The 20,801-nt window shown below is 72.5% G+C and carries 17 protein-coding genes and 2 tRNA genes; 3 read left to right on the top strand and 16 right to left on the bottom strand.

Going from position 1 to position 20,801, the window contains the following annotated elements:
• Positions 1–402: 402 nt before the first annotated feature.
• Together OG259_RS26435 and OG259_RS26430 are read left to right on the top strand one after the other, a co-directional pair.
• Positions 403–1,161: an IclR family transcriptional regulator gene (locus tag OG259_RS26435; protein WP_306327246.1), complete on the top strand. Its 759-nt coding sequence runs from the start codon at positions 403–405 to the stop codon at positions 1,159–1,161.
• A gap of 111 nt (positions 1,162–1,272) precedes the next feature.
• Positions 1,273–1,346 (top strand) — tRNA-Lys (locus OG259_RS26430).
• A 53-nt stretch (positions 1,347–1,399) separates the two neighbouring features.
• Here OG259_RS26430 and OG259_RS26425 read toward each other — a convergent pair.
• From OG259_RS26425 to OG259_RS26400, 6 genes are all read right to left on the bottom strand, one after another.
• Positions 1,400–2,062, bottom strand: a complete 663-nt coding sequence (locus OG259_RS26425) for a response regulator (protein ID WP_266892194.1) — start codon at positions 2,060–2,062, stop codon at positions 1,400–1,402.
• Complete coding sequence (locus OG259_RS26420; RefSeq protein WP_328944518.1) at positions 1,993–3,297, bottom strand: sensor histidine kinase; 1,305 nt, start codon at positions 3,295–3,297, stop codon at positions 1,993–1,995. Before OG259_RS26420 ends, OG259_RS26425 begins: the two co-directional genes overlap by 70 nt.
• A 164-nt stretch (positions 3,298–3,461) precedes the next feature.
• Positions 3,462–5,159 carry an AMP-binding protein gene (locus OG259_RS26415; protein WP_328944517.1) on the bottom strand — a complete coding sequence of 566 codons (1,698 nt, stop codon included), beginning with the start codon at positions 5,157–5,159 and terminating at the stop codon, positions 3,462–3,464.
• An 80-nt stretch (positions 5,160–5,239) separates the two neighbouring features.
• A complete protein-coding gene (locus OG259_RS26410) occupies positions 5,240–5,833 on the bottom strand; it encodes a lytic polysaccharide monooxygenase auxiliary activity family 9 protein (protein ID WP_266892200.1) in 594 nt (197 codons plus the stop codon).
• Positions 5,834–5,962: 129 nt separating this feature from the next.
• Positions 5,963–8,611 (bottom strand): SPFH domain-containing protein, encoded by a 2,649-nt coding sequence (locus tag OG259_RS26405; protein WP_328944516.1) that lies wholly within the window; start codon positions 8,609–8,611, stop codon positions 5,963–5,965.
• Between the two features lie 25 nt (positions 8,612–8,636).
• Positions 8,637–10,007 (bottom strand): peptidoglycan-binding protein, encoded by a 1,371-nt coding sequence (locus OG259_RS26400; protein ID WP_328944515.1) that lies wholly within the window; start codon positions 10,005–10,007, stop codon positions 8,637–8,639.
• A 184-nt stretch (positions 10,008–10,191) separates the two neighbouring features.
• On the opposite strand from OG259_RS26400, the gene OG259_RS26395 reads away from it, so the two are divergent.
• Positions 10,192–10,265 (top strand) — tRNA-Lys (locus OG259_RS26395).
• A gap of 724 nt (positions 10,266–10,989) precedes the next feature.
• Here the strand turns inward: OG259_RS26395 and OG259_RS26390 are convergent.
• From OG259_RS26390 to OG259_RS26345, 10 genes are all read right to left on the bottom strand, one after another.
• Positions 10,990–11,664 (bottom strand): class F sortase, encoded by a 675-nt coding sequence (locus OG259_RS26390; RefSeq protein WP_328944514.1) that lies wholly within the window; start codon positions 11,662–11,664, stop codon positions 10,990–10,992.
• Complete coding sequence (locus tag OG259_RS26385; protein WP_328944513.1) at positions 11,661–12,299, bottom strand: hypothetical protein; 639 nt, start codon at positions 12,297–12,299, stop codon at positions 11,661–11,663. The genes OG259_RS26390 and OG259_RS26385 overlap by 4 nt, the downstream gene beginning before the upstream one ends.
• Positions 12,300–12,372: 73 nt before the next feature.
• On the bottom strand, positions 12,373–13,152 hold the full coding sequence (locus OG259_RS26380; RefSeq protein ID WP_266892210.1) for an HAD-IIA family hydrolase: 780 nt from the start codon (positions 13,150–13,152) through the stop codon (positions 12,373–12,375).
• 110 nt (positions 13,153–13,262) lie between these two features.
• Positions 13,263–14,798 carry an alkaline phosphatase family protein gene (locus OG259_RS26375; protein WP_328944512.1) on the bottom strand — a complete coding sequence of 512 codons (1,536 nt, stop codon included), beginning with the start codon at positions 14,796–14,798 and terminating at the stop codon, positions 13,263–13,265.
• A 153-nt stretch (positions 14,799–14,951) separates the two neighbouring features.
• On the bottom strand, positions 14,952–16,010 hold the full coding sequence (locus tag OG259_RS26370) for a 2-aminoethylphosphonate ABC transporter substrate-binding protein (protein WP_328944511.1): 1,059 nt from the start codon (positions 16,008–16,010) through the stop codon (positions 14,952–14,954).
• A 94-nt stretch (positions 16,011–16,104) separates the two neighbouring features.
• Positions 16,105–16,902, bottom strand: coding sequence for an ABC transporter permease (locus OG259_RS26365; protein WP_328944510.1), 798 nt, complete (start codon positions 16,900–16,902; stop codon positions 16,105–16,107).
• Positions 16,889–17,701: a 2-aminoethylphosphonate ABC transporter permease subunit gene (locus tag OG259_RS26360; RefSeq protein ID WP_328944509.1), complete on the bottom strand. Its 813-nt coding sequence runs from the start codon at positions 17,699–17,701 to the stop codon at positions 16,889–16,891. The genes OG259_RS26365 and OG259_RS26360 overlap by 14 nt, the downstream gene beginning before the upstream one ends.
• 100 nt (positions 17,702–17,801) lie before the next feature.
• Positions 17,802–18,854, bottom strand: a complete 1,053-nt coding sequence (locus tag OG259_RS26355; RefSeq protein WP_328944508.1) for an ABC transporter ATP-binding protein — start codon at positions 18,852–18,854, stop codon at positions 17,802–17,804.
• Complete coding sequence (locus OG259_RS26350) at positions 18,851–19,546, bottom strand: phosphonatase-like hydrolase (protein ID WP_328944507.1); 696 nt, start codon at positions 19,544–19,546, stop codon at positions 18,851–18,853. The genes OG259_RS26355 and OG259_RS26350 overlap by 4 nt, the downstream gene beginning before the upstream one ends.
• Entirely contained in the window at positions 19,543–20,679 is a 1,137-nt protein-coding gene (locus tag OG259_RS26345) for a TIGR03364 family FAD-dependent oxidoreductase (RefSeq protein ID WP_328944506.1), read from the bottom strand. The genes OG259_RS26350 and OG259_RS26345 overlap by 4 nt, the downstream gene beginning before the upstream one ends.
• Between the last annotated feature and the right edge of the window lie 122 nt (positions 20,680–20,801).

The following is a 20,801-nucleotide window of genomic DNA, read 5'->3' as shown; positions in this document are numbered from 1 at the left end:
TTCGGGACCCTCCTCGGCACACGTACGGACTCGTCACGGACCCGTGAGGCACACGTACGGACCCGTGAATCGGCTTGGACTCGTTGACAACAGGAGGGTGTCTCCGTTTATTCCGGTCCCCGCCCGGTGCTTCTCGGCCACCGCAAGTGCCGTCACCGCGTCCGCTTCCCCGTAAAAAATCTCCCGTTCTCCAGGAGCCGAACACCTACGCGAACGCCCTCGCACACAGCCCTGACCTGACACTCTGCGGAGCACTCATGACCAGGGCATATGCCAGAGTGGTGCGCCCAAGGCCAGAGGCCGGATGCTCCGCATCATTCTCGCCAACAGCCGCCCCGTAAACGGTGCTTGGCGGCTATCGTGGTACGAAAGCTTGCGGTCACAACCTGGTAGGGGGAAACCGTGGCGCTGAAGCCCGAGCCCACCGCGCCGTTCCACTCGGTGCAATACGCCTTGCGCGTCCTCGAGACGATCTCACGGCACGGTGGCGGAGTGACGGACGTCCAGATCGCGCGCGAAGCGGGCCTGCCCGTCGCCCACCTCTCCTCGCTGCTCCTCATGCTCCGCCGTGAGGGGTACGTCGAGCAGGTCGCCGACGGCGCGTACGTGATCGGGGACTCCCTCGTCCTCCTCGGCTCCGGCATGACCCGCCGCGAGGCCCTGGAGGCGAAGCTCCAGGAGACCCTGACCGAGCTGCGCGACTCCGTCGGCGCCGCGGTCTACATCAGCCGGTACATCGACGGCGAGGTGAAGATCACCCAGTTCGCCGACGGTCCGCGCACACCCAAGGTCAACGAGTGGGTGGACTTCCGCTCGGCCGCGCACGCCAGCGCGGTCGGCAAGTGCCTGCTCACCCAGCTCGACCAGAACGGACGGCGGGACCACCTGTCCCGGCACAAGATCGCCCGGCTGACCTCCCGGACGATCACCAGCGAGCGGATCCTCTTCTCCAAGCTGGACAGCCAGCCGCCGACCGTCCCGGTGCTCGACCTCCAGGAGTACGCGGTGGGCACGGTCTGCGCGGCCGTACCGCTGACGGCGGGCTCCGCCGTGGGCTGCCTCGCACTCTCCCTGCCGATCGAGCACGCCCACCGGCTGCGCTCGGCGGCCGACACGCTGAACCGGCGGGCCGCTCCGGTGGTCATGGCGCTGGCGATCTGAGGCGGGCCTCCGAGGGCGTTCCGCCGAGCCATTCGAGGGTCCTCACGGCCCGGTCGCGCGGGGTGGTCATGAGCACCCCGCGGGACCAGGTAGTATTTTCTCTGTCAGCAGGCGCCGCTAGCTCAGTTGGTTAGAGCAGCTGACTCTTAATCAGCGGGTCCGGGGTTCGAGTCCCTGGCGGCGCACAGACGGAAGAAGCCCCTCGCGGAAGCGGGGGGCTTTTTCGTGCCCTTCTCCGTCAGGCCCGGAGGTAGGTCAGGACGGCGAGGACCCGGCGGTGGGTGTCGTCGGCCGGCGGCAGGTCCAGCTTCGCCAGGATGTTGCCGATGTGCTTGCCGACGGCGGCCTCGGTGACGACCAGGCGGCGGGCGATCGCCCCGTTGGAATGCCCCTCCGCGACCAGGCCGAGGACCTCGCGCTCGCGCGGGGTCAGGGCCTCCAGCGGATCGCGGTGCCGGCGCAGCAGCTGCCGGACGACCTCGGGATCGACGACCGTCCCGCCGTCCGCGACCCGGGTCAGCGCGTCGAGGAACTCCTCCACCTGACCGACCCGGTCCTTGAGCAGATAGCCGACGCCGGTGCCGTCGCCCGCGTCGAGGAGGTCGGCGGCGTAGCTGCGCTGCACGTACTGGCTGAGCACGAGGACCGGCAGCGCGGGCCGCTCGGCGCGGAGCGCGACCGCGGCGCGCAGCCCCTCGTCCTGGAAACCGGGCGGCATCCGGACGTCGGTGACGACGATGTCCGGGTCGTGGGCGGTCACCGCCTCGCGCAGGGCGTCGGCGTCGCCGACGGCGGCGACGACCTCGTGGCCGAAGCGGGCCAGGAGCCCGATCAGTCCCTCCCGGAGGAGGACGCTGTCCTCGGCGAGGACGACACGGAGCTTTCGGTCAGTGCGGGGCACGGGATCTCCACTCGGAGGAGGGTCGGCCCGCCCGGCGGGCTCATGATCGTCAGTGTGCCATCGAGGACGGCGAGCCGGTCGGCGAGTCCGGTGAGGCCGCTGCCCCCGGCCGGGTCCGCGGCGCCGCGTCCGTCGTCCTCGACGTCGATCCTCAGGACACCGTCCGCGTGCCGGGCGGTGATCCGGGCCCGGCTCGCGCCGCTGTGCTTGCCGATGTTGGCGAGGGCCTCGCAGCCGGCGAAGTACCCCGCGCTCTCCACGGACTCCGGCAGCCGGGGCAGCTCGACGTCCGTGGCGACGGGGACCGCGGACCGGTCGGCGGCGTCGGCCAGGGCCGGGCCCAGCCCGTAGTCGGCGAGGACCTGCGGATGGATGCCGTGGATCAGCTCGCGCAGCTCGGTCAGGACCTGCCCGGCCTCTGCGTGCGCCTTCGCCAGCTGGTCGGCGAGCGGGCCGCCCGGCGGGGCGTCGAGGCGGGCGAGACCCAGGGTCATGGTGAGGGCGACCAGGCGCTGCTGGGCGCCGTCGTGCAGATCGCGCTCGATCCGGCGCCGCTCGGCCTCGAAGGCGTCGACGAGCCGGGCGCGGGAGGCGATGACCTCACCGATCGCGCCGCGCTGTTCGCTCTCGCGGGGCGTGATCAGGGCGCGGGCGAGGGCGGCGCGGGCCCCGGCGACGGCGGCGAGCGGATAGGCGAGGGCGACGAGGAGGACCGCGCCGAGGAGGGCGGCGGCGAAGGCCTCGGGGTAGGAGGTCACCAGGTACGCCTTGACGACCTTGGCCTCCTGGCCGTCCATCGCCAGCTGGACGGGAGCGCCGATGAGCAGGACTGGCAGGCCGATGCCGACGGCGACCGCGACGACGTCGAGCGGCCACAGGACGGTGGCGAGGAGCAGGGCGTACGCGAACTCCCGCCAGGTCGCCTGCTCCCCCGCCCGCAGCCGGAGCCAGGCGGCGAGGCCGGGTGCGGTGGGGACGCGGTGCGGGTCGGGGGCGGGATCGAGGTCGACGAGGCCGAGGCGACGGCGCTCGATGCCGCCGAGGGCGAGGCCGGAGAGCAGGAGCAGGGGCAGCCCGACGAGCAGCACGGAGAACAGCCCGAGGAGCAGGAACACGGCACAGGCCGCGGCCCCGACGAGCCCGCCGCTGACCAGGTAGGCGACGGCCCGCCAGGGCCAGGAGCTGCGCGGGAAGCGGGGCCGGGTGAGCGCCTGCCAGGGGGTACGGGGTTCCATGCGGCCCCACGTTAGGCCCGGGGGCCGCGTCGGGCGATGGGCCGACCCCGTGCATCGGGGGTAGCCCTGGCCCTACCTCCGCCCCGCCGCCCCCGTGGTGGTCCCGCGCCCCGCTCGGCCGCGCCCGGGGGCGGGGGCGCGGGCCCCACGGGGGCGAATGGGCGTCAGGGGGCGTGGGGTTCGCGGGCCTGCTGGGTGTACTGCGCTCGGAGGGCTTCGGTCGTCGGGCCGGTCAGCCGTTCGTACGGGGACGTCGGGGTCGGGCGCCACCAGACGGGGTCCTCGCAGAGGAAGGAGGCGCGGCGCAGGGCCACTCGGTGGATCTTGTTCGTGGCCGTGAGGGGGAGCTCGGGCATCACCCGGACGAACCGCGGCGGCATCTTCGTGCCCAGGTCCTGCTGGGCGGCGAGGAACGTCGCGAACTCCGCCGGTTCGAAGACCGCGCCCTCGCGCAGGGCGATCGCGGCCATGACCTGGTCCCCCGCCACCGGGTCCGGTATCGCGTAGACCGCGACCCCCGCGGCCCGGTCCCAGCGGGCCAGGATGTGTTCGATCATGGCCGCCGCCAGGTTCTCGCTGTCGACCCGCAGCCGGTCGTCCGTACGGCCCGCGAAGTAGAGGTAGCCGTCCGCGTCCCGGTAGAAGAGGTCGCCGGTCCAGTACCAGCGTCCCCCAGAGCCTTCGGCCTGGGGGTGCCCCGAGCGCAGCCGGGCCGCCTCCGCCTCCGGGTTGCGCCAGTAGCCCTCGAAGGGGCTGCGGCCCCGGTTGACGAGTTCGCCGACCGCCTCGGAGGCGTTGAGGAGCCGGCCGGTGGGTGAGAAGCGGGCCGCCTCGCACTCGCGGCCCGTCTCCGCGTCCACCACCGCCAGGTCGTCGCCCGCGGCGGCCCGGCCTATCGCGCCCGTCGGCGTGTCCGGGGTCCGCTGGATCGACGCGCCTCCCTCGGAGGAGCCGTACCCCTCGATGAGCGGCACTCCGAAGCGTTCGCGGAAGCGGGCCGCGTCCACCGCCCCCGCCTCGGTGCCGAAGCCGAGCCGCAGCGAGTGCGTCCGGTCGTCCGGGGCGGGCGGGGTGGCCAGGAGGTACTGCACCGCCCGGCCGACGTAGGTGAAGTAGGTGGCACCGAACCGGCGTACGTCCGGCAGGAAGCGGGAGGCCGAGAAGCGGGCCCGTAGCGCCACTCCGGCGCCGGCGGCGAGCGCGGGCGCCCAGTCGGCGATCACCGCGTTGCCGTGGAACATCGGCATGCAGACATAGTGGACGTCGTCCCGCCCCACGCCGAAGTGGGAGACGAGGGAGGCGCCCGCGGCGGCCAGCCGGCCCTGGCTGCAGAGCGCGGCTTTGGGCGCGCCCGTCGAGCCGGAGGTGAAGGAGAGCAGGAAGCGGCTGTCGGGCCGTACGGGGCCGAGGCGCGCGTCGCCCGGGCGGGCGGTCCCGTAGGGGGCGAGGAGGTCCCGGTAGGCGTCGGTGTCCGTGACCAGGATGCGCACCCCCGGCAGCGGCAGGCCGTCGAGGAGCGGCAGGTGGGCGCGCTGGGTGACCAGGATCCGGCATGCGGTGTGCCGGATGTCCCGGGCGAGTTCGGCGCCGCGCCGGGTGGGGTTGATCCCGGCGACGGCGGCCCCCGCGAGGGCCGCCGCGCTGAGCCAGAGCGGGTACTCCGGCGTGTTGTCGAGCAGGATGCCGAGGTGCGGCTCGCCCCCCGGCAGGGGTGGCATCAGGTCCACGAGCAGTGCGGCCCGCGCGGCGGCGCCCGCGGCGACCTGGTGGTGGGTGAGGGTGTGGTGCTCGTCCCTCAGGCCGATCCGGTGGTCGCCCCATTGGCGTCGTACGAGTTCCGCGACGGTGTCCGCACCCCTCATGGGCCGGACTGTAACTGACGACTCATCAGAAATGAACCGTCAGGAACGGTCACCGGGTCACCCGGGCGTCAGGACTCTCCTCAGAACTTGACGTCCGAGCACGCGTAGAACGCGTTCGCGGTGTCCGCGATCGTCCACACCGCCAGGATCAGGTGGCGGCCCGTCTTGCCCGCCGGGATCGTCCCGGAGTGCGAGAGGGTCGCCGGCGGCTGCTGGTTGTTGTAGGGGACGGTCAGGAACGGCTGGGGGTCCAGCATGGCCCGGGTCAGCTTCTGACTCGGGTTCCAGCCGTTCTTGGTGATGTAGTACTTGAAGTCGGTGGTGCGGTGCCGGGCCGTGAACTGCCAGCGGAAGCTGTAGCTCTGCCCCGCCGAGAGCTGGGTCGCGGGCCACGCGCCGCCCCGGGGGTCGTCGAGCTCGGCGAACTGCGTGAGCCCGGCGGAACAGATCTTGCCGTCGGCGGGACCGGCGGCGGGGAAGCCCTTGGGGCCCTCGACCGACTGGGGCTCCCACTGTATGGAGCCGCAGTTGGTCACGGTGCCGTTGGCGCAGAGCTTCTGACGGCTGATCGGCGAGTCGGTGTAGCCGTGGCTGCCGGCGCTACCGGTGGCGAAGAGGGTGACGCCGGCGACGCCGAGCGCCACCACCGCCGACCCGACTGACTTTTTGCGCATGCTGTCGCTCCAGGAGAACGTGGGGGAGTTCCGTTGGGCCGTGCGCGCACGCGTGCGGTCTTACGACGTACCGATTTTGGTCTGGACCAAGTACCAAGGTATGGACGGAAGTTGAACATGTCCATCCCTTCACGCCCCCTCTACAGGACCCGTCCGACCCGTGTAGAACGCCACCGTCAGGTCCTTGACCAGCGCCTTGCGCTCGTAGTCGTCGAGCTCCACCAGACCACGACTGGTCAGCCGGTGGACCACGTCGTCCACCGCGTCCACCACCGACGTCAGCACACTGTCCCGGTGCTTCGCGTCGATCGCCGCGATCCGGCGCCGCGTCATCGCCGCCGCGACCTCCGGGGCGTACTCGATCCGCGTCGGCTGCGCCGAGAACACGTCCACACCGACCGGAGCGCACTCCGCCGACAGCATCCGCGTCAGGGCCTCGCCGACCGCCTCCGCGTCCCGGAGCGTCGGCGCGTCCTCGTGGAAGGCGTCCGCAGGCAGCTGCGACAGCACCCGGGCCATCGCCGCCTCCACCTGCTCCCGCAGGTAGTCCTCGTGCCCGTCGACCCCGAGCGCCGCCCGGACCGTGTCCCGCACCCGCCACACCACGAGCACGACGACGTCGAGCGCGGTGCCCTTGGCGTCGACGGCCGACAGCGGCTCACTGCGCCAGTGCCGGAGCCGTACGTCGACCCGGCGGCGCAGCAGGAGCGGACTGACCCAGACCAGTCCGGTGCGGCGGACCGTGCCCCGGTAGTCGCCGAACAGGGTCAGCACCCAGGCGTAGCCGACCCGGCCGCGGCCGAGCCCGCCGAGCGTGAAGAGGGTGAGGACGACGCCGAGCGCGAGGAGCGCCCACTGGCCGAGATGAATGCCGTTGTACGGGCGTTCCGGGAGCCGCAGCATCCTGGCCGCCTCTCCGGGCACGGCCCCGGCCCACCACACGACCGCCGCGCAGCCGGCGAGCGCGAGGGCCCCGCCGACCACCCCCACCCAGCCGGGCAGCACCGGCCCCGGCCGCTCGACGAGCGCGGGGTCGGCGCTGGGCGCGGGCCGGGAGGCGGCGGCAGCGGCCTTGTCCTGCGCCCTGGGCCGGTCCTTGTCATGCACCTTGTCATGCACCCTGTCCAGAGCCTTGCCCTGCGGCTTGCCCAGCAGCGCCTTGTCCTGCGACGTCGGCGCGGGCTTGGGCTTCGGCCTGGACTTGGCCTTGCTCCCGGGCTTGGTGCCGGCCCCGGGCTGAACCTGGGTCTGGGACTGGGACTGGGTCTGGGGCGGGGACTGGATCTTCGACGGGCCCGGGATCGCGGAACCCTTGCTCGGCCTGGACAGTGTGGGCGCGGCCATGGCGACGGTGTCGGGACCGCCGTCGTCGTCGCTCGCCGCGCGGGGCGCCGCGGTCCCCGGCTCGTCGCGGAAGAGCAGATGGACCGGGATGGAGCCGGTGGTCTCGGCTCCGATCACGTTCCTCCGCCGCGCGACCCGCACGACGGCGGCGACGGGCACGGCGACGGCTCCGACGCCGGCACCGGCGATCCGCCCGAAGTCGGGCGTGGCGCCGCGCTCGGCGCCGGGCGTCGTGGTCGGCACGGTGACCGCCACGGGGACCGGCGCAGGACCACCGGACCGCACGGTGACGGCGGCGGCCTTGAGGGGGATGGTGGAGGAGGCGGCGGGGCGGGCGTGCTTGCCCGTGGCCGTGGCCGCACCGGAGGGCGAGGGCGAGGTGCCGCCTGCCGCCTCCGGCCGAACGGCCGGGGTGGTTCCCGAGGTGCCCGACGTCCCGGAAGGCCTCGCCGGGTCGCCCGGCTCTGCTGACTGTGTCGGCTGTGACAGCTGTGTCGGCTGTGTCGGCTGTGCCGACTGCGTACCGGGGTAGGCGGGCACGACGGGTTGGACTCGGGTGACCACCGGGGCGGTACCCGAACGGGCCGGGGCACCCGTCGCCGTACCGGCAGCGGACCCGACCGGGCGGACCGGCAACGCGCCGGGATGCCTCGCCGGGGCACCCGTCTGCGGACCGCCGGGGACGGAGGTCGACCCGCCGGGGACGGAAGTCGACCCGCTTTGCACGGAAGTCGACCCGCCGGGGACGGAAGTCGACCCGCCCGCTGGCACCGGACCGGCGGAGTCCCCGGACGGCCCGGGCGACGTGAGGCCGGTGTGCGCGGCCGGGGTCCGGCCCTCGTCCGTCGGGGCGGGCCCCGAGGAGACGGGCGCCCCCGTCGTCGTACCCACGACCGGCGTGGCCGACGGTCCGGGCCGACCCGACTGGCCCGGTGACATGTCGGCGGCCGCCGTCGGGCCGTCCGGCCGCGCCGCCGCCTCCGCCGCGCCGCCGCCTCGCGCGCCCGGCTCAGGCCACACCGGGACCCGGCGCGGCGGCGTCCCCGGGGACGCCGCCGCGTCGTTCGAGGCCGCCGTCCGCTCACCCGCCGCGGGGGGTTCCGGCGCGGGGGCCGCCGCGCCGGGCGCTCCGCCCGACGTGACGTCCGCGGGTACGGGCACCCCGTCCGGGGCGGTTGTCGGCGTGTCACCCGCGGTCGGTGTCGGCGGCACGGCACCGACGGTCGCGACCGCACCCACCGCCGCGTCCGCCGCCGCACCGTCCGCAGCGGGCTCCGCCGTCACGTCCTGCCGGGTCGGCGGAGTGCCCGGGGGTGCGGTCTGGGGAGGGGGTGTACGGGGGAGGCTGCCGTCCGTCAGGCGTCTCGCCGTGCGGGCCGCGTCACGTGAGGCCGCCGCGCCGGAGTCCGCGGGGTTCGGGGTCGATGCCGTCATTCGGGTCCACCTCATGCTCTCGGGGTCATCGGAACAAGCGCCGCCAGGTCTCCGGGCCCGGGTAGCCGTCGGCCTCTGCGCCGCGCCAGCCCTGTGCCCGCTGGAACGCCTCGACGTTGCGGCGGTCCGCCTCCGTCCAGCGCGGACCGGGTCCCGACAGGTAGTGCTTGCCGAAGCCCCGCTTCACCAGTTGTTTGCCCAGCTTCTCCACATATGCGTTGGATTGGCCCGGACGGAAGGAGCCACGCCCGGGAAACCCCGTCGCATTCGAACTCGACCCGCTCGAACCACTCGAACCGCCGATGTCCCTGCCCTTGCCGGAGACGAGGAGCTTCCACGTGTCCGGCCCGGGCAGGCCGTCCGCCTCCTTGCCCTTCCAGCCCTGCGCGAGCTGGAAGGCCTGGGTCGCGCGCCGGTCCGCTTCACCCCACTTGGGGCCGGGTCCCTTGCTGTAGTACTTCTTGCCGCCGCGGTCGACGAGGAGCCGGCCGAGCTGGGTGACGTACGCGTTGTTCGCGCCGGGGCCGAACATCGCCACGCCCGGGTACGGCGTCGCCGTGGGCGTCGCCCCACCGGTGGTCCCGCCGGTGGTGCCTTCACCGCTGACCACGCCCTTGTAGCGGTACGCCACGTACTGGTCGGAGTTCTCCCAGTACGCCAACGGCGTCTGCTGCTTCCGCGTGCGCGGCTTGGTCTGCTCGTACGCGACGTAGGAGGTGTGGGTGTAGTCGGTCCAGCCGCCGAAGATCGTGACGTGCGAGCCGCGCGTCGGGTTGGCCGGGTTGTGGAAGAGCAGGATGTCGCCGGGCTGCAGCTCGGTGCGGTCGACGCGCTCGGCGAAGCGGTCGAGGCTGCCCGTCCACTCGTTGCTGCGGAGGTTCCAGGCCATCGAGATGTAACCGGAGCAGTCCTGGCGGTAGCCGTCCGACCAGTACTTCTCCATGGAGTACGGGACCTGGGCGGCCACCCACAGCTTGGCGCGGTTGATGATCTCGGCCCGGGTCGTCTGCCGCAGGGTGCCGGTCGAGATCTGACTGGTCGTCGGAGTCGAGTCAGGAGCCGGCTGCGACCCGGGGCCCGGCGCGCCGTGCAACGGCTCGCGCCCGCCCTGCGGGGTGTCGGGGCCGGGGTCGGAGGCTCGCGCGGACTCCGCCGGGTCCGCCGGCGTGAACGGGACCGTCGGCGGGGGCAGGGTCGTCGCCACCGCTCCCCCGCTGCCGCCCAGGACGACGCCCGCCGCCGTCACCAGGACCAGGGCGCGGCGGGCACCGTGCGCCGCCGGATGGCCGCCCGCCCGGACCGGCAGGCCAAGCGCGAGGTCACGCCGCTGCCGGGCGCACCCCGGGCAGCCGCAGTCGGCCGCGGGTTCGAACTCCTCGAAGACCGGCACGCTCATGCGATTCCCCTCCACACTCGTCAAGATCTTTTGAGCCTTGGTTTCGGGCGTCAGTGTCTCAACTGTCTGGACAAATCGCATTTTGACGGATCGAAGGCCTGATACGACCATCCGACAGGCCGGAGGCGACCGTTATTGGTCAGGAGCACACCCGCACGTCGGGTAGAGTTCTCTCTGTCAGCAGGCGCCGCTAGCTCAGTTGGTTAGAGCAGCTGACTCTTAATCAGCGGGTCCGGGGTTCGAGTCCCTGGCGGCGCACGCAGAGTCAAGACCCCCTCACCGATGGTGAGGGGGTCTTGGTCGTTCTCCGACCGGCTTCGGCGCGTGAACTACCCTGCGTCGCGGCCGAGTTCCCGAGCGTACGGGTCGAACCGCTCCCCCGACCTCGGGCCGCCCCTGCACGCCGCCGCCAACGGGTCCCCGGCGCGACCGGGTCGGCGGCTGGGTCGGGTCGGCGGCTCGGTCGACGGATCGCCGGGCGGGTGTGCCGTGCGCGGTGCCCGCCTCGGCCGTCCGGAAGTCGGAGGCGTTCTTCGAGGATCAGGAAGGCGACGGCCGGGGGCTTGAACCCGGCTCCGCACGTCGTCGGACCTCGTCGGACGTGGTCGGACGTGGTCGGACGTGGGGGCGTGCGAGCCTCTCGGGCATGTGCGGGGCGGTCGCCCTCTGGGCCGGGCGCGGCAGGACCTCCACAGTGTCCGGAACCTCGACCTCCCGCGGTGGCACCGGGCCCCTCCCGCGCCTGCGCGCCCCGCGGTCGAGGACCGGCCCGGTCGGCGGCGACCGCGGGACGCGCACCGCCGACCGGGGCCAGGTCCGCCACGCCCTCCGCGCGGGCCGCGCCCGCGCCCGCCCGCTGTGTGGGCACGCCCACCGGCCCTCGCCCCCACCGCCGCGGGTGGGGGTGGGAGACGGGGCGCCCGCCGGGTCGGCCGTGACCGTGACCGGGCAAACGTCGGGGCGGCCGAATGCGGCGGGGGTGCTAGGAGCCGGTTGCTGCTGTCAGGTAGGCCGAGACGACCACGTTGGCCGTGTAGGCGTTGGACGTGCGGTCGAACGTGCCGCCGCAGGTGATCAGGCGGAGTTCCGCCCGGTGGGGATCCCTCGCGCCGTAGACCTTGCGCGCGTCGAAGTCTTCCCGGGGGTAGACCTGGACGTCGTCGACCGTGAACTCGGCGACCGATCCGTCCGTACGGGTGACGCGGACCTTGGCGCCGGGGCGGGCCGCGCTCAGGCCGTAGAAGACCGCCGGGCGGGTGTCGGTGTCGACGTGGCCGACGAGCAGGGCCGGGCCCGCGGCGCCCGGTCGGGTGCCGGAGCCGAACCAGCCGACCGTGTGGGGCATCTCGTAGGGCGGCGGGTCGATCGCGCCCGTGCCGTCCAGGCCGCGTGCCACCACGGGGGCGGTGATGCCGAGGGAGGGGATCTCCACCCGTCGGGGTTCGACGGGTGCGAGCGGGTCCCTGGCCGGGGGCAGCGCGACACCGAGCGGGCGGCCGACCGCGGCGATGTCGCCGGTGGTCGGCGCCGAGCTGCCGCCGGGGCCCTCGGTGACCTCGCGGCCCCAGAGCCAGAGCCCGAGCAGCAGCAGCGCCCAGGCCACACCGGTGACGAGTCGCCCGGTGCCCGCCGGGCGGGAGCCGGACGGCGCCGTCATTCCGTACCCGACCCCGCGCCCGTGTCCGTACCGCGGCGGCGGGAGCTGCGGAAGGCGACCGCGACGGCTGCGATGGCCGCCAGGCCGAGGCCGAGCAGGGTGTACGGGGTGCCGAGGCCGCTCTCACTGGTGGTCTGGGCGACGCCGGGGGCGGCCGGGGCGGCGAAGGCGGCGGTGCCGCCACCGCCGGCGCGGACCGGCGCGATCGGGCTCGGGTGGTGGGTCGGCTCGTGCGTCGGCTTATGGGTCGGCTCGTGCGTCGGCTTGTGCGTCGGCTTCTGGCGCTGGACGTGCACGGTGCCGACGCCCCGGTGGTCGTGGCCGTCGCAGGTCACGCTGACCTTGTACGTGCCGTTGTCGAGACGGGTCTTGATCGTGGTGTCGCCGAACAGCGGGGCGCCCCCGCCGTCCCGGCCGGTGAGTTCCGCGTCGGCGACGAACGCCTCGGACTTCGCGGTACCCCTCGTGCCCTTGCAGCCCTGGACGCGGACGTCGACGTCGGCGCCGGGCGAGGCGGTGGACGGGGTGACGGTGACCTTCACCCCGTCGTCGGCGTAAGCACTACCGGCCGCGGGTGCCAGTACGAGTGCCAGGGCCGCCCCTGCGGCACGGAGAGCAATGGAACCTGAACGCATCGTGACCTCCTGATACTGGCAGGGTCACCCGGATCGGGGCTTTCCGCATCCGCAGGGGCGGCGAACGGCGCCCCTACACGCGGTCGACGATGTCCGCGATCGACTTGACGATCTTGGACGGGCGGAACGGGAAGCGGTCGATCTCCGCCTCCGACGTCAGTCCGGTCAGCACCAGGAAGGTCTGCATGCCCGCCTCCAGGCCCGCCAGGATGTCCGTGTCCATCCGGTCGCCGATCATGGCGCTCGTCTCGGAGTGGGCGCCGATGGCGTTCAGGCCGGTGCGCATCATGAGCGGGTTCGGCTTCCCGGCGAAGTACGGGTCCTTGCCGGTGGCCTTCGTGATGAGCGCGGCGACGGAGCCGGTGGCCGGGAGCGGGCCTTCGAGGGAGGGGCCGGTCTCGTCGGGGTTGGTGCAGATGAAGCGGGCGCCGGCGTTGATGAGGCGTACGGCCTTGGTCATCGCCTCGAAGGAGTACGTACGGGTCTCGCCGAGCACCACGTAGTCCGGGTCGTGGTCGGTGAGGACGTAGCCGATGTCGTGCAGCGCGGTGGTCAGGCCGGCCTCGCCGATGACGTACGCGGTGCCGCCGGGGCGCTGGTCGTCGAGGAACTTGGCGGTGGCGAGGGCCGAGGTCCAGATGTTCTCGACGGGGACTTCGAGGCCCATCCGGGCGAGGCGGGCGTGCAGGTCGCGAGCCGTGTAGATCGAGTTGTTGGTGAGGACCAGGAAGGGCTTCCCGGTCTCCCGCAGCTTCCTGATGAACGCGTCGGCGCCGGGGATCGGCACGCCCTCGTGGATGAGGACGCCGTCCATGTCGGTCAGCCAGGATTCGATCGGCTTGCGCTCTGCCATGGGTGCGGGACTCCTGCCGTACAAACGTGCGGTGTGCTGGGGGCGCCGCGACAGCGCTGTGGCGACGCCCCCAGCCTAATCAGGAAGCCGTGATCTCGACCCCGCCGATATCAGGAAGCCGTGACCTTGACCCCGTCGATCACCCAGTACCAGTTGTTGGAACCGGTGTAGCGGAAGCGGAAGCTCACGCTGGACGCGCCGGCCGGGACGGCGACCGTGAGGGACTGGGGCTGGGAGATCACGTCGGCGGTGTGGCTCTTCACGACGGTCGGGGTGCCGCCGTTGAAGACGGCCTGGACCTGCGCGGTCTGGCCACCCTCCTGGCGGTAGAAGGTCGTGTAGTCCAGGGTGACCCGGGTCGTGCCCGAGACGCTGTACGCCGGGGTGACCAGTGTCGAGTCGTACGTCCCCGAGAACGCCTTGTCCGCCCACTCGTCGGAGTCGGCGACGGCGAAGACGCCCCGGGCGCGGACGTTGAGCTCGCGGGACTGGTCGCGCTGGGAGCGGGACCAGAACTCGTCGGTGGCGAAGGACCAGCCGCGCCACTCGGCCATGCCGCCGGTGCCCATGGCGTTGTTGATGACGGACCAGCCGCTGGGCGCGCTGTGGGTGAAGCCGAGGACCCCGGCGGGGATGCCGGTCTCGTCGACGCGGCCCGTCAGCGACCCGTAGAGGCTGTCGAAGGGGTCGGTGGAGCGCTGCTGGATCGGCTTGCCGTCGAGGCCCCAGGACGCGGCGGGGGTGATGCCGAGCTGGTGGAAGACGGTGGCGGCGACGTCGACGAGCCGGGTGTCGATGGGGCGGGCGCCGGCGGCGATGCCGGGGCCCTGGGCGAGGACGAAGGTGCGCCGCTCCTCGATGGAGGAGCCGCCGTGGCCGCCGCCGTCGGTGTGGCCGTGGTCGGTGGTGACGATGACCGTCCAGCGCTCGGTGGCGTACGCGGGGCGGGCCTTGATCGCGGTGAGCAGCCGGCCGAGGTAGCCGTCCTGGACGTCGATGGCGTCGGTGTACTTGGGGCTGGCGGCGCCGTGGTTGTGGCCGATCTCGTCGGTCTCGCCGAAGTAGACGAAGAGGACGTCGGGGTTCTGGTTGCGGAGGACGTCCTCGGTGATGTCGGTGATCACGAGGTCGTTGACGGCGTAGTCGTTGTTGTAGACGAGCTTGGCGTCGGCGCCGGGGGTGACGGTGCCGTGGGTGTCGAGCTCGGGCCAGTCGACGGCGGCGAAGAGCGAGAGCTCGGGGCGGACCTGGTGCAGTCGGGCCAGGAAGCCGGGGTACTGGCCGTAGTTCTTGCCGGTGAAGGTGTTGTCCTTGACGCCGTGCTTGTCGGGCCAGACGCCGGTGGAGATGGTGGACCAGCCGGGGCCGGAGGAGGTCGCGGCCATCGGGTTGGCGTAGAGCAGGGAGCGCCCGAAGGTGCCGTTCGCCATCAGGGACTTGAGGTTCGGGGCCTTGGCGGCGTCGATCCGGTCGTAGCGCAGGCCGTCCATGCCGACGACGAGCACCTTGTCCTTGCTGGTGCCGTCGGGAAGCGCGGGCGAGGCCGCCCGGGCGGCGGGGGCGGTGGCGAGTCCGGTGGCGGCGACGGCCGCGGTGGCACCGGCGGCGGCGAGCACGGTGCGGCGGGAGATGCCGGAGATCGGCATGTCGGAGTCCTCCGTGGAAGTCCGTGGAAGGTGTCTGGGCATGGCAACGCCCCTGATTTCTCAGGGGCGTTGGTCCGTACCCGTTATCTTTCCGCTATCAGCGGAGGCCTTCCAGGGTCGTACGGTGAACTCTTGGTGCGCAGAGGCGACGTGTCAGCTACCGGTCGCCGACTTCCATGCGTCGACGTACGTCTTGAGGTTCTTGTCGACGTCGGCCCAGTCCGGCTCGAAGATCTCGACGCCTTCCATCAGCTTGGCCAGTTCGATGGCGTTGGCGTCGGTGGCCTTGACGTCCTTGCGGGCCGGGAAGCCGCCGCCGATCGCGCTGACCTCGCGCTGGGCGCCCTCGCTCAGCATGAAGTCGAGGAGCTTCTTCCCGTTCTCGGTGTGCGGGGCCTTGTTCACCAGGCCCGCCGCGTAGGGCAGGGCGAAGGTGGTGGGCTTGCCGGCGCCCTGGGCCGGGAACCAGATGCCGAGGTTCGGCATGGACTTGGACTGGGCGAAGTTCATCTGCACATCGCCGTTGGCGACGAGGAGTTCGCCCTTGTCCACCTTGGGGGCGAGCTTGGAGGTGGAGGAGGACGGGCCGACGTTGTTGGCCTGGAGCTTTTTCAGGTACTCCAGGGCCGGCTCCTGGCCGCCGAAGTCGTGCATCGCCTTGATGAGGACGGCGGTGCCGTCGCCCGCGACACCGGGGGTGGAGTACTGGAGCTTGTCCTTGAACTTGCCGTCCAGCAGCTCCTCCCAGGTCTTCGGGGCGGCCGGCAGCTCCTTCTTGTTGTGGATGAAGCCGAAGTAGTTGTTGACGACGGAGGTCCAGGTGCCGTCGCTCGCCTTGTCGCCGCCGTCGACCTGGTCGGCTCCCTGCGGGGTGTAGGCCTGGAGCAGGCCCTTGGAGCCGGCCTGCTGGATGAAGGGCGGCAGGGTCACGATGACGTCCGCCTGGGTGTTGCTCTTCTCGCGGAGGGCGCGCTGCACCATCTCCCCGGAGCCGCCCTCGACGTACTTGACCTTGATGCCGGTCTTCTTCTCGAAGTCGGCGAAGACCTTGTCGTACCAGCCGTCGCCCGCCTCGCCCTTGAGGCCGTCGGCGCTGTAGACGGTGACGATCTTCTCGTCGGAGGCGGCGGAGGAACCACCGCAGGCGGTGAGGCCCGCGGCGAGGACGAGGGAGCCGGTGACGGCGGCGATCGGCTTGGCGTACGTACGCATAACGTCGTTTTCTCCTGAAGATCTTGAGCGGAAGGAAGCTCGGGGAGGAAGGCCGGAGGGGAGGGTCGGGGAGGAAGGTCGGGGGAGGGCGGATCTAGCGGTAGGAAGCCTTGGTACGGATGCGGGAGACGGCGAGCAGGGCGAGCAGCGTCGTGGCCATGAGGACGACGGCGAGCGCCGAGCCGGTGAAGAGGGAGCCGCGGTCGGTGGCCGTGAAGATGAGCACCGGAAGCGGCAGCCAGTCCGGCGGGTAGAGCATCATCGTGGCGCTCAGCTCACCCATGGACAGGGCGAAGCAGAGCCCGGCGGCCGCGTTCAGGGACGGCAGCAGGAGCGGCAGCCTCACTCGTAGGAGCACGTACGCGGGGCGGGCGCCGAGGCTGGCCGCCGCCTGCTCGTACATCGGGTCGAGCCGCTGGATCGCGGCCGAGACCGACTGGTGGGCGAACGCCGTGACGAGCACGGTGTGCGCGAGGATCACGATCCAGCGGGTGCCGTTGAGGAGTACCGGCGGCTGCGAGAACGCGACGAGGACGGCGAGGCCGACGACCACGGACGGCACGGCGACCGGCAGCATGAACAGGGCGTCGAGGATCCTCTTGCCCTTCTTGCCGAGGGCGGCCCCGGCGAGCGCGGCCCAGGTGCCGACGGTCAGGGCGATCAGGCTCGCGGTGACGGCGGTGACCAGGCTGGTGGTGAGGGCCTGGAGGGACTCGCCGCGGACGGCCGCCGCGTAGTGCTCGGTGGTCGGCCCGGAGGGGAAGGCGCCGGACCAGTTCGTGGCGAACGAGGCGGCGACGATGACGAGGAGGGGGAGGGCGAAGAGCGGGACGAAGAGGACGGCGAACGTGACCCAGGCCGTCCACCTGCCCGTACGGCTATGCACCAGCACGGCGGCTCACCCCCCGGTAGAGGACGTAGAGGCCCACGGAGAGCGCGACGTTGACGACGGCGACGACGCAGGCGGCGGCGTAGTCGGATTCGAGGATCGCCTTGCTGTAGACGAGCATCGGGAGGGTCGTGACGCCCTTGGCGCCGGTGAAGAGGACGATCCCGAACTCGTTGAGGCACATGACGAGGACGAGGCTTCCGCCGGCGGCCAGCGCGGGCAGCGCCTCGGGCAGGATCACCTGCCGGACGATCCGCAGCGGCCGGGCGCCGAGCGAGGAGGCCACCTCCAGCTGGGCCGTCTCCATCTGCGAGAAGGCGGCGAGCAGCGGCCGCATCACGAACGGGGTGAAGTACGTGATCTCGGCGAGGAGGACGCCCCACGGGGTGGTGAGGAACCGGAAGGGGCCGGAGGGGTCCCCGGTGACGTCCGTCCAGACGCCGTTGGCCATGCCGACCGTGCCGTAGAGGAACAGCAGGGCGAGGGTGATCAGGAAGGACGGGAAGGAGAGGAAGACGTCGATGAACTTCGACACCGCCTTCCCGCCGGGGAACGGCACGAACGCGATCACGACCGCGAGCACGAAGCCGAGGACCAGACATCCGACGGTGGCGGCGACGGCGAGCCACACGGTGGTGACGAGGGCGTCCCGGAAGGACGCGGAGGCGAAGACGTCACCGTAGGCGCCGGGGGCCAGGGACTCCTGGACGACGAGCGCGAGCGGATAGAGGAAGACGACGGCGAGCACGGCGAGGGGCGGAAGCGCCCAGACCCAACGAGGGATCGCCACCGTTGTGGGCATACGTTCCGCAGGGGCGGTGAGAGTCCCCCCGGACGAAGTCTGGGGGAGGGTGGGCACGACACCCGGTGCGGGGTGCCGTTCCTTGAACCCGCTCCCGGGGCTACCCATCGGACACCCCCGCCCCGAGCAGCACCGCGTCCTCGGGCGCGAAGTGAAGCGTGACCTCGGCCCCGAGAAGCGGCGTCTCCCGCAGCTCCCGTACGTCCGCCTTCACCCGGTGCCCGCCCACCTCCACGTACAGCCGGTGAGTGGAGCCCCGCCACTGGACCTCGGCGATACGGCCCCGCAGCGCGTTCGGGCCGTCGCCGAGGCCGACCAGGTGCGGCCGGACGCAGAGGGTGGCGCCCGACCCCCGGGCCGCCCCGGAGACCGCGACCTTCAGCTCGGTCCCGTCGAGGACGACGCCGTCCGTGCCGACCGTCACCGGCAGCAGGTTCGCGTTGCCGACGAACGAGGCCGTGAACTCCGTGCGGGGCCTGCGGTACAGGTCCTGCGGGGTGCCGCAGTCCTGGAGCCGGGCCTTGTCCATGACGGCGATCCGGTCCGCGAGGGTCAGTGCCTCGACCTGGTCGTGGGTGACGTACAGGATCGACACGTCCGGCAATTCGCGGTGGAGGCGGGCCAGTTCGGCCAGCATCCCGGAGCGTAGCTGGGCGTCGAGCGCGGAGAGCGGCTCGTCGAGGAGGAGGACCTTGGGCCGGATCGCGAGCGCGCGGGCGATGGCGACGCGCTGCTGCTGGCCGCCGGAGAGCTCCCGGGGGTACCGGTGGGCGTAGGCCGCCATGCCGGTCATCTCCAGGGCCTCGGCGACCCGGCCGGGGATCTCGCTCTTCGGCGCCTTCCGGGCCTTGAGGCCGAAGGCGACGTTGGCCTCGACCCGCAGGTGCGGGAAGAGGGCGTACTGCTGGACGACCATCCCGATCCCCCGCTTGTACGGCGGGAGGCCGGTGACGTCACGGTCGCCGATGAGCACCCGCCCGGAGGCCGGCCGCACGAACCCGGCGACGGCCCGCAGCGCGGTGGTCTTGCCGGAGCCGGAGGGCCCGAGGAGGGCCATGACCTCGCCGGGCTCGACGGTGAGGTCGAGCCGGTCGAGGACGGTGGTGCCGCCGTACGCGACGGACACGGCGTCGAAGCGGATGCCGCTGGTCATGCGTCCGACTCCCCGATCAGCGCGGGGAGTTCGGCGATCGAGGCGAGGACGTGTGTCGCGCCGTGCTCCTTGAGCGCCGCCTCGTCGTGCGCGCCCGTCAGGACGCCCGCGACGATCCCGGCGCCCGAGCGGACCCCGCTGAGCATGTCGTACGAGGTGTCGCCCGCGACCACGAGCTGTCGCACGTCGTCCACGGCTCCCGTACGGAGGAGGGCCGCGAGGACCATGTCCGGGTACGGGCGCCCCCGGCCGCCGGCGTCCGCCGGGCAGAGGGTCAGCTCGACCAGGTCCCGCCAGCCGAGCGCGTCGAGGATGGCGTCCTGGGTGACCCTGGCGAATCCGGTGGTGAGGACCACCGTCCGGCCCTGGGCCTTCAGCTCGGCGATCGCCTCGGCCGCGCCGGGGATCGGGGCGATCCGGCCGCCGGAGACCAGCTCTCCGTACGCCGCCTCGAAGGCGAGGTTGGCCTGCTGGGCGCGGGTCTCGTCGCCGCCGAAGAGGTGGCGGAAGACGGAGATCTTGGACTCGCCCATGGTGGCGCGGACGTAGTCGATCATCGTGGCCGGGTCTTCGCCGAGGCGCTCGGCGGCGGCGGTGAAGGCCTGCTCGACGAGGCCGCCGTCGGCGACGGTGGTGCCGGCCATGTCCAGGACGACGAGGTGGTGCTTGGGGTTCTCTGTCACGGTGTTCACCAGCCCAGTTCGTTCGCGGTGGTCTCGGCGATGGCGGGCGAGCAGGTCATGCCGCGGCCGCCGGGCCCGGTCACCAGCCACACGCCGTCGCGGACCCGCTGGCGGTGGACGACCCGGCTGGTGTCGACGCACTGCGCGTACACCCCGGCCCAGCGGCGCTTGATCTTCGGCAGCGGGCGGCCGAGGAAGGACTCGACGACGCGGGTGAGGTGCTCGTAGGGGTCTTCGAGGGTGTCGAAGGCGAAGGGGTGCTCGTACTCGTGGGTGTCGCCGATGGTCAGCCCGCCGTCGAGGCGCTGCACCATCAGCAGCTGCATCTTGTGGGCCGCGGCGGTCGGGTCCTGCGGCTGACCGGCCTGGAGGGCGTCCAGGGCGTCGGAGGCGTAGGCCGGGTAGTAGCGGAAGGAGTCGGCGTCGGCGACGGAGGTGGTGAGCGGCTCGCCGAGGGGCTCGGTCTGCATCATCTGGAGGCGGACGCGGCGGACGGGTATCTCGCCGGCGACCTCGCGGACGAGGCCGGAGAGCGCGGCGCCGGTGCACAGGACGACGGCGTCGCCGCTGTGGATGTCGCCGCGGTCGTCGCGGACCGAGTTCTCTCCTGCGACGTCCCTGACCTCGCGGTTCGGCAGGAAGGTGTACTTCCCGGTGGCCAGGAGGGCTTCGCGGAGGGCGAGTTGCGCGAGGCGGGGCTCGACGGCCGCGTCCCGCTCGCACCAGAGGGCCGCCTCGGCCCCTCCCTTTTCGAACGCGCCGCGCAGGGCGGGGTTGACCGCGAGGGCCTCGGCGGCAGTCAGCAGCTTGTAGCCGCGGGCGGCGGCGTCGGGTCGGGCCACGGCGGCCTCGGCGACGGCGAGTTCCAGCTCGTTCCGTACGGGGGTGAGGGAGCCGATGGCCCGGAAGCCGAGGCCGGGGACCCGGGCTCCGATGCCCTCCCAGAGTTCCCGGGCGCGCAGGGCGGTGTCGAGCTCCTCTCCACCTGCCCGTCCGCTCACCCAGATCTGGCCGAAGTTGCGGAGGGATGCTCCGCGCGCCTCGGCCTCGCGCTCGATGTGTACGACCTCATGGCCGCGTTCCACTGCGTGCCAGGCGTGCATGGTTCCCACCACGCCGGCTCCTACGACGATCACCTTCATGCCGTCGACGGTCGTGGGGGCGGGTGTCCCGGACGGGGCCGACGGGCGACGGGACGGTGAACGGACCGACAAGCTTGGACCAGACCCGTTACCTTCTCGTGATCCAGATGGCGGGTGGGTCG

The sequence above is a fragment of the Streptomyces sp. NBC_00250 genome, from assembly GCF_036192275.1.
Taxonomy (GTDB): domain Bacteria; phylum Actinomycetota; class Actinomycetes; order Streptomycetales; family Streptomycetaceae; genus Streptomyces.
The sequence above is the reverse complement of the archived record's forward strand: the minus strand, read 5'-3'. Positions and strand labels throughout refer to the sequence as shown.

Excerpts from the sequence above, each read along its gene's own strand:
- OG259_RS26380 (WP_266892210.1), bottom strand. The coding sequence starts at position 13,152 with ATGGCAGAGCGCAAGCCGATCGAATCCTGGCTGACCGACATGGACGGC.
- OG259_RS26355 (WP_328944508.1), bottom strand. The coding sequence starts at position 18,854 with ATGACCAGCGGCATCCGCTTCGACGCCGTGTCCGTCGCGTACGGCGGC.
- OG259_RS26400 (WP_328944515.1), bottom strand. The coding sequence starts at position 10,007 with ATGAGCGTGCCGGTCTTCGAGGAGTTCGAACCCGCGGCCGACTGCGGC.
- OG259_RS26370 (WP_328944511.1), bottom strand. The coding sequence starts at position 16,010 with ATGCGTACGTACGCCAAGCCGATCGCCGCCGTCACCGGCTCCCTCGTC.
- OG259_RS26405 (WP_328944516.1), bottom strand. The coding sequence starts at position 8,611 with ATGACGGCATCGACCCCGAACCCCGCGGACTCCGGCGCGGCGGCCTCA.
- OG259_RS26410 (WP_266892200.1), bottom strand. The coding sequence starts at position 5,833 with ATGCGCAAAAAGTCAGTCGGGTCGGCGGTGGTGGCGCTCGGCGTCGCC.
- OG259_RS26375 (WP_328944512.1), bottom strand. The coding sequence starts at position 14,798 with ATGCCGATCTCCGGCATCTCCCGCCGCACCGTGCTCGCCGCCGCCGGT.
- OG259_RS26390 (WP_328944514.1), bottom strand. The coding sequence starts at position 11,664 with ATGACGGCGCCGTCCGGCTCCCGCCCGGCGGGCACCGGGCGACTCGTC.
- OG259_RS26385 (WP_328944513.1), bottom strand. The coding sequence starts at position 12,299 with ATGCGTTCAGGTTCCATTGCTCTCCGTGCCGCAGGGGCGGCCCTGGCA.
- OG259_RS26415 (WP_328944517.1), bottom strand. The coding sequence starts at position 5,159 with ATGAGGGGTGCGGACACCGTCGCGGAACTCGTACGACGCCAATGGGGC.
- OG259_RS26360 (WP_328944509.1), bottom strand. The coding sequence starts at position 17,701 with ATGCCCACAACGGTGGCGATCCCTCGTTGGGTCTGGGCGCTTCCGCCC.
- OG259_RS26420 (WP_328944518.1), bottom strand. The coding sequence starts at position 3,297 with ATGGAACCCCGTACCCCCTGGCAGGCGCTCACCCGGCCCCGCTTCCCG.
- OG259_RS26345 (WP_328944506.1), bottom strand. The coding sequence starts at position 20,679 with ATGAAGGTGATCGTCGTAGGAGCCGGCGTGGTGGGAACCATGCACGCC.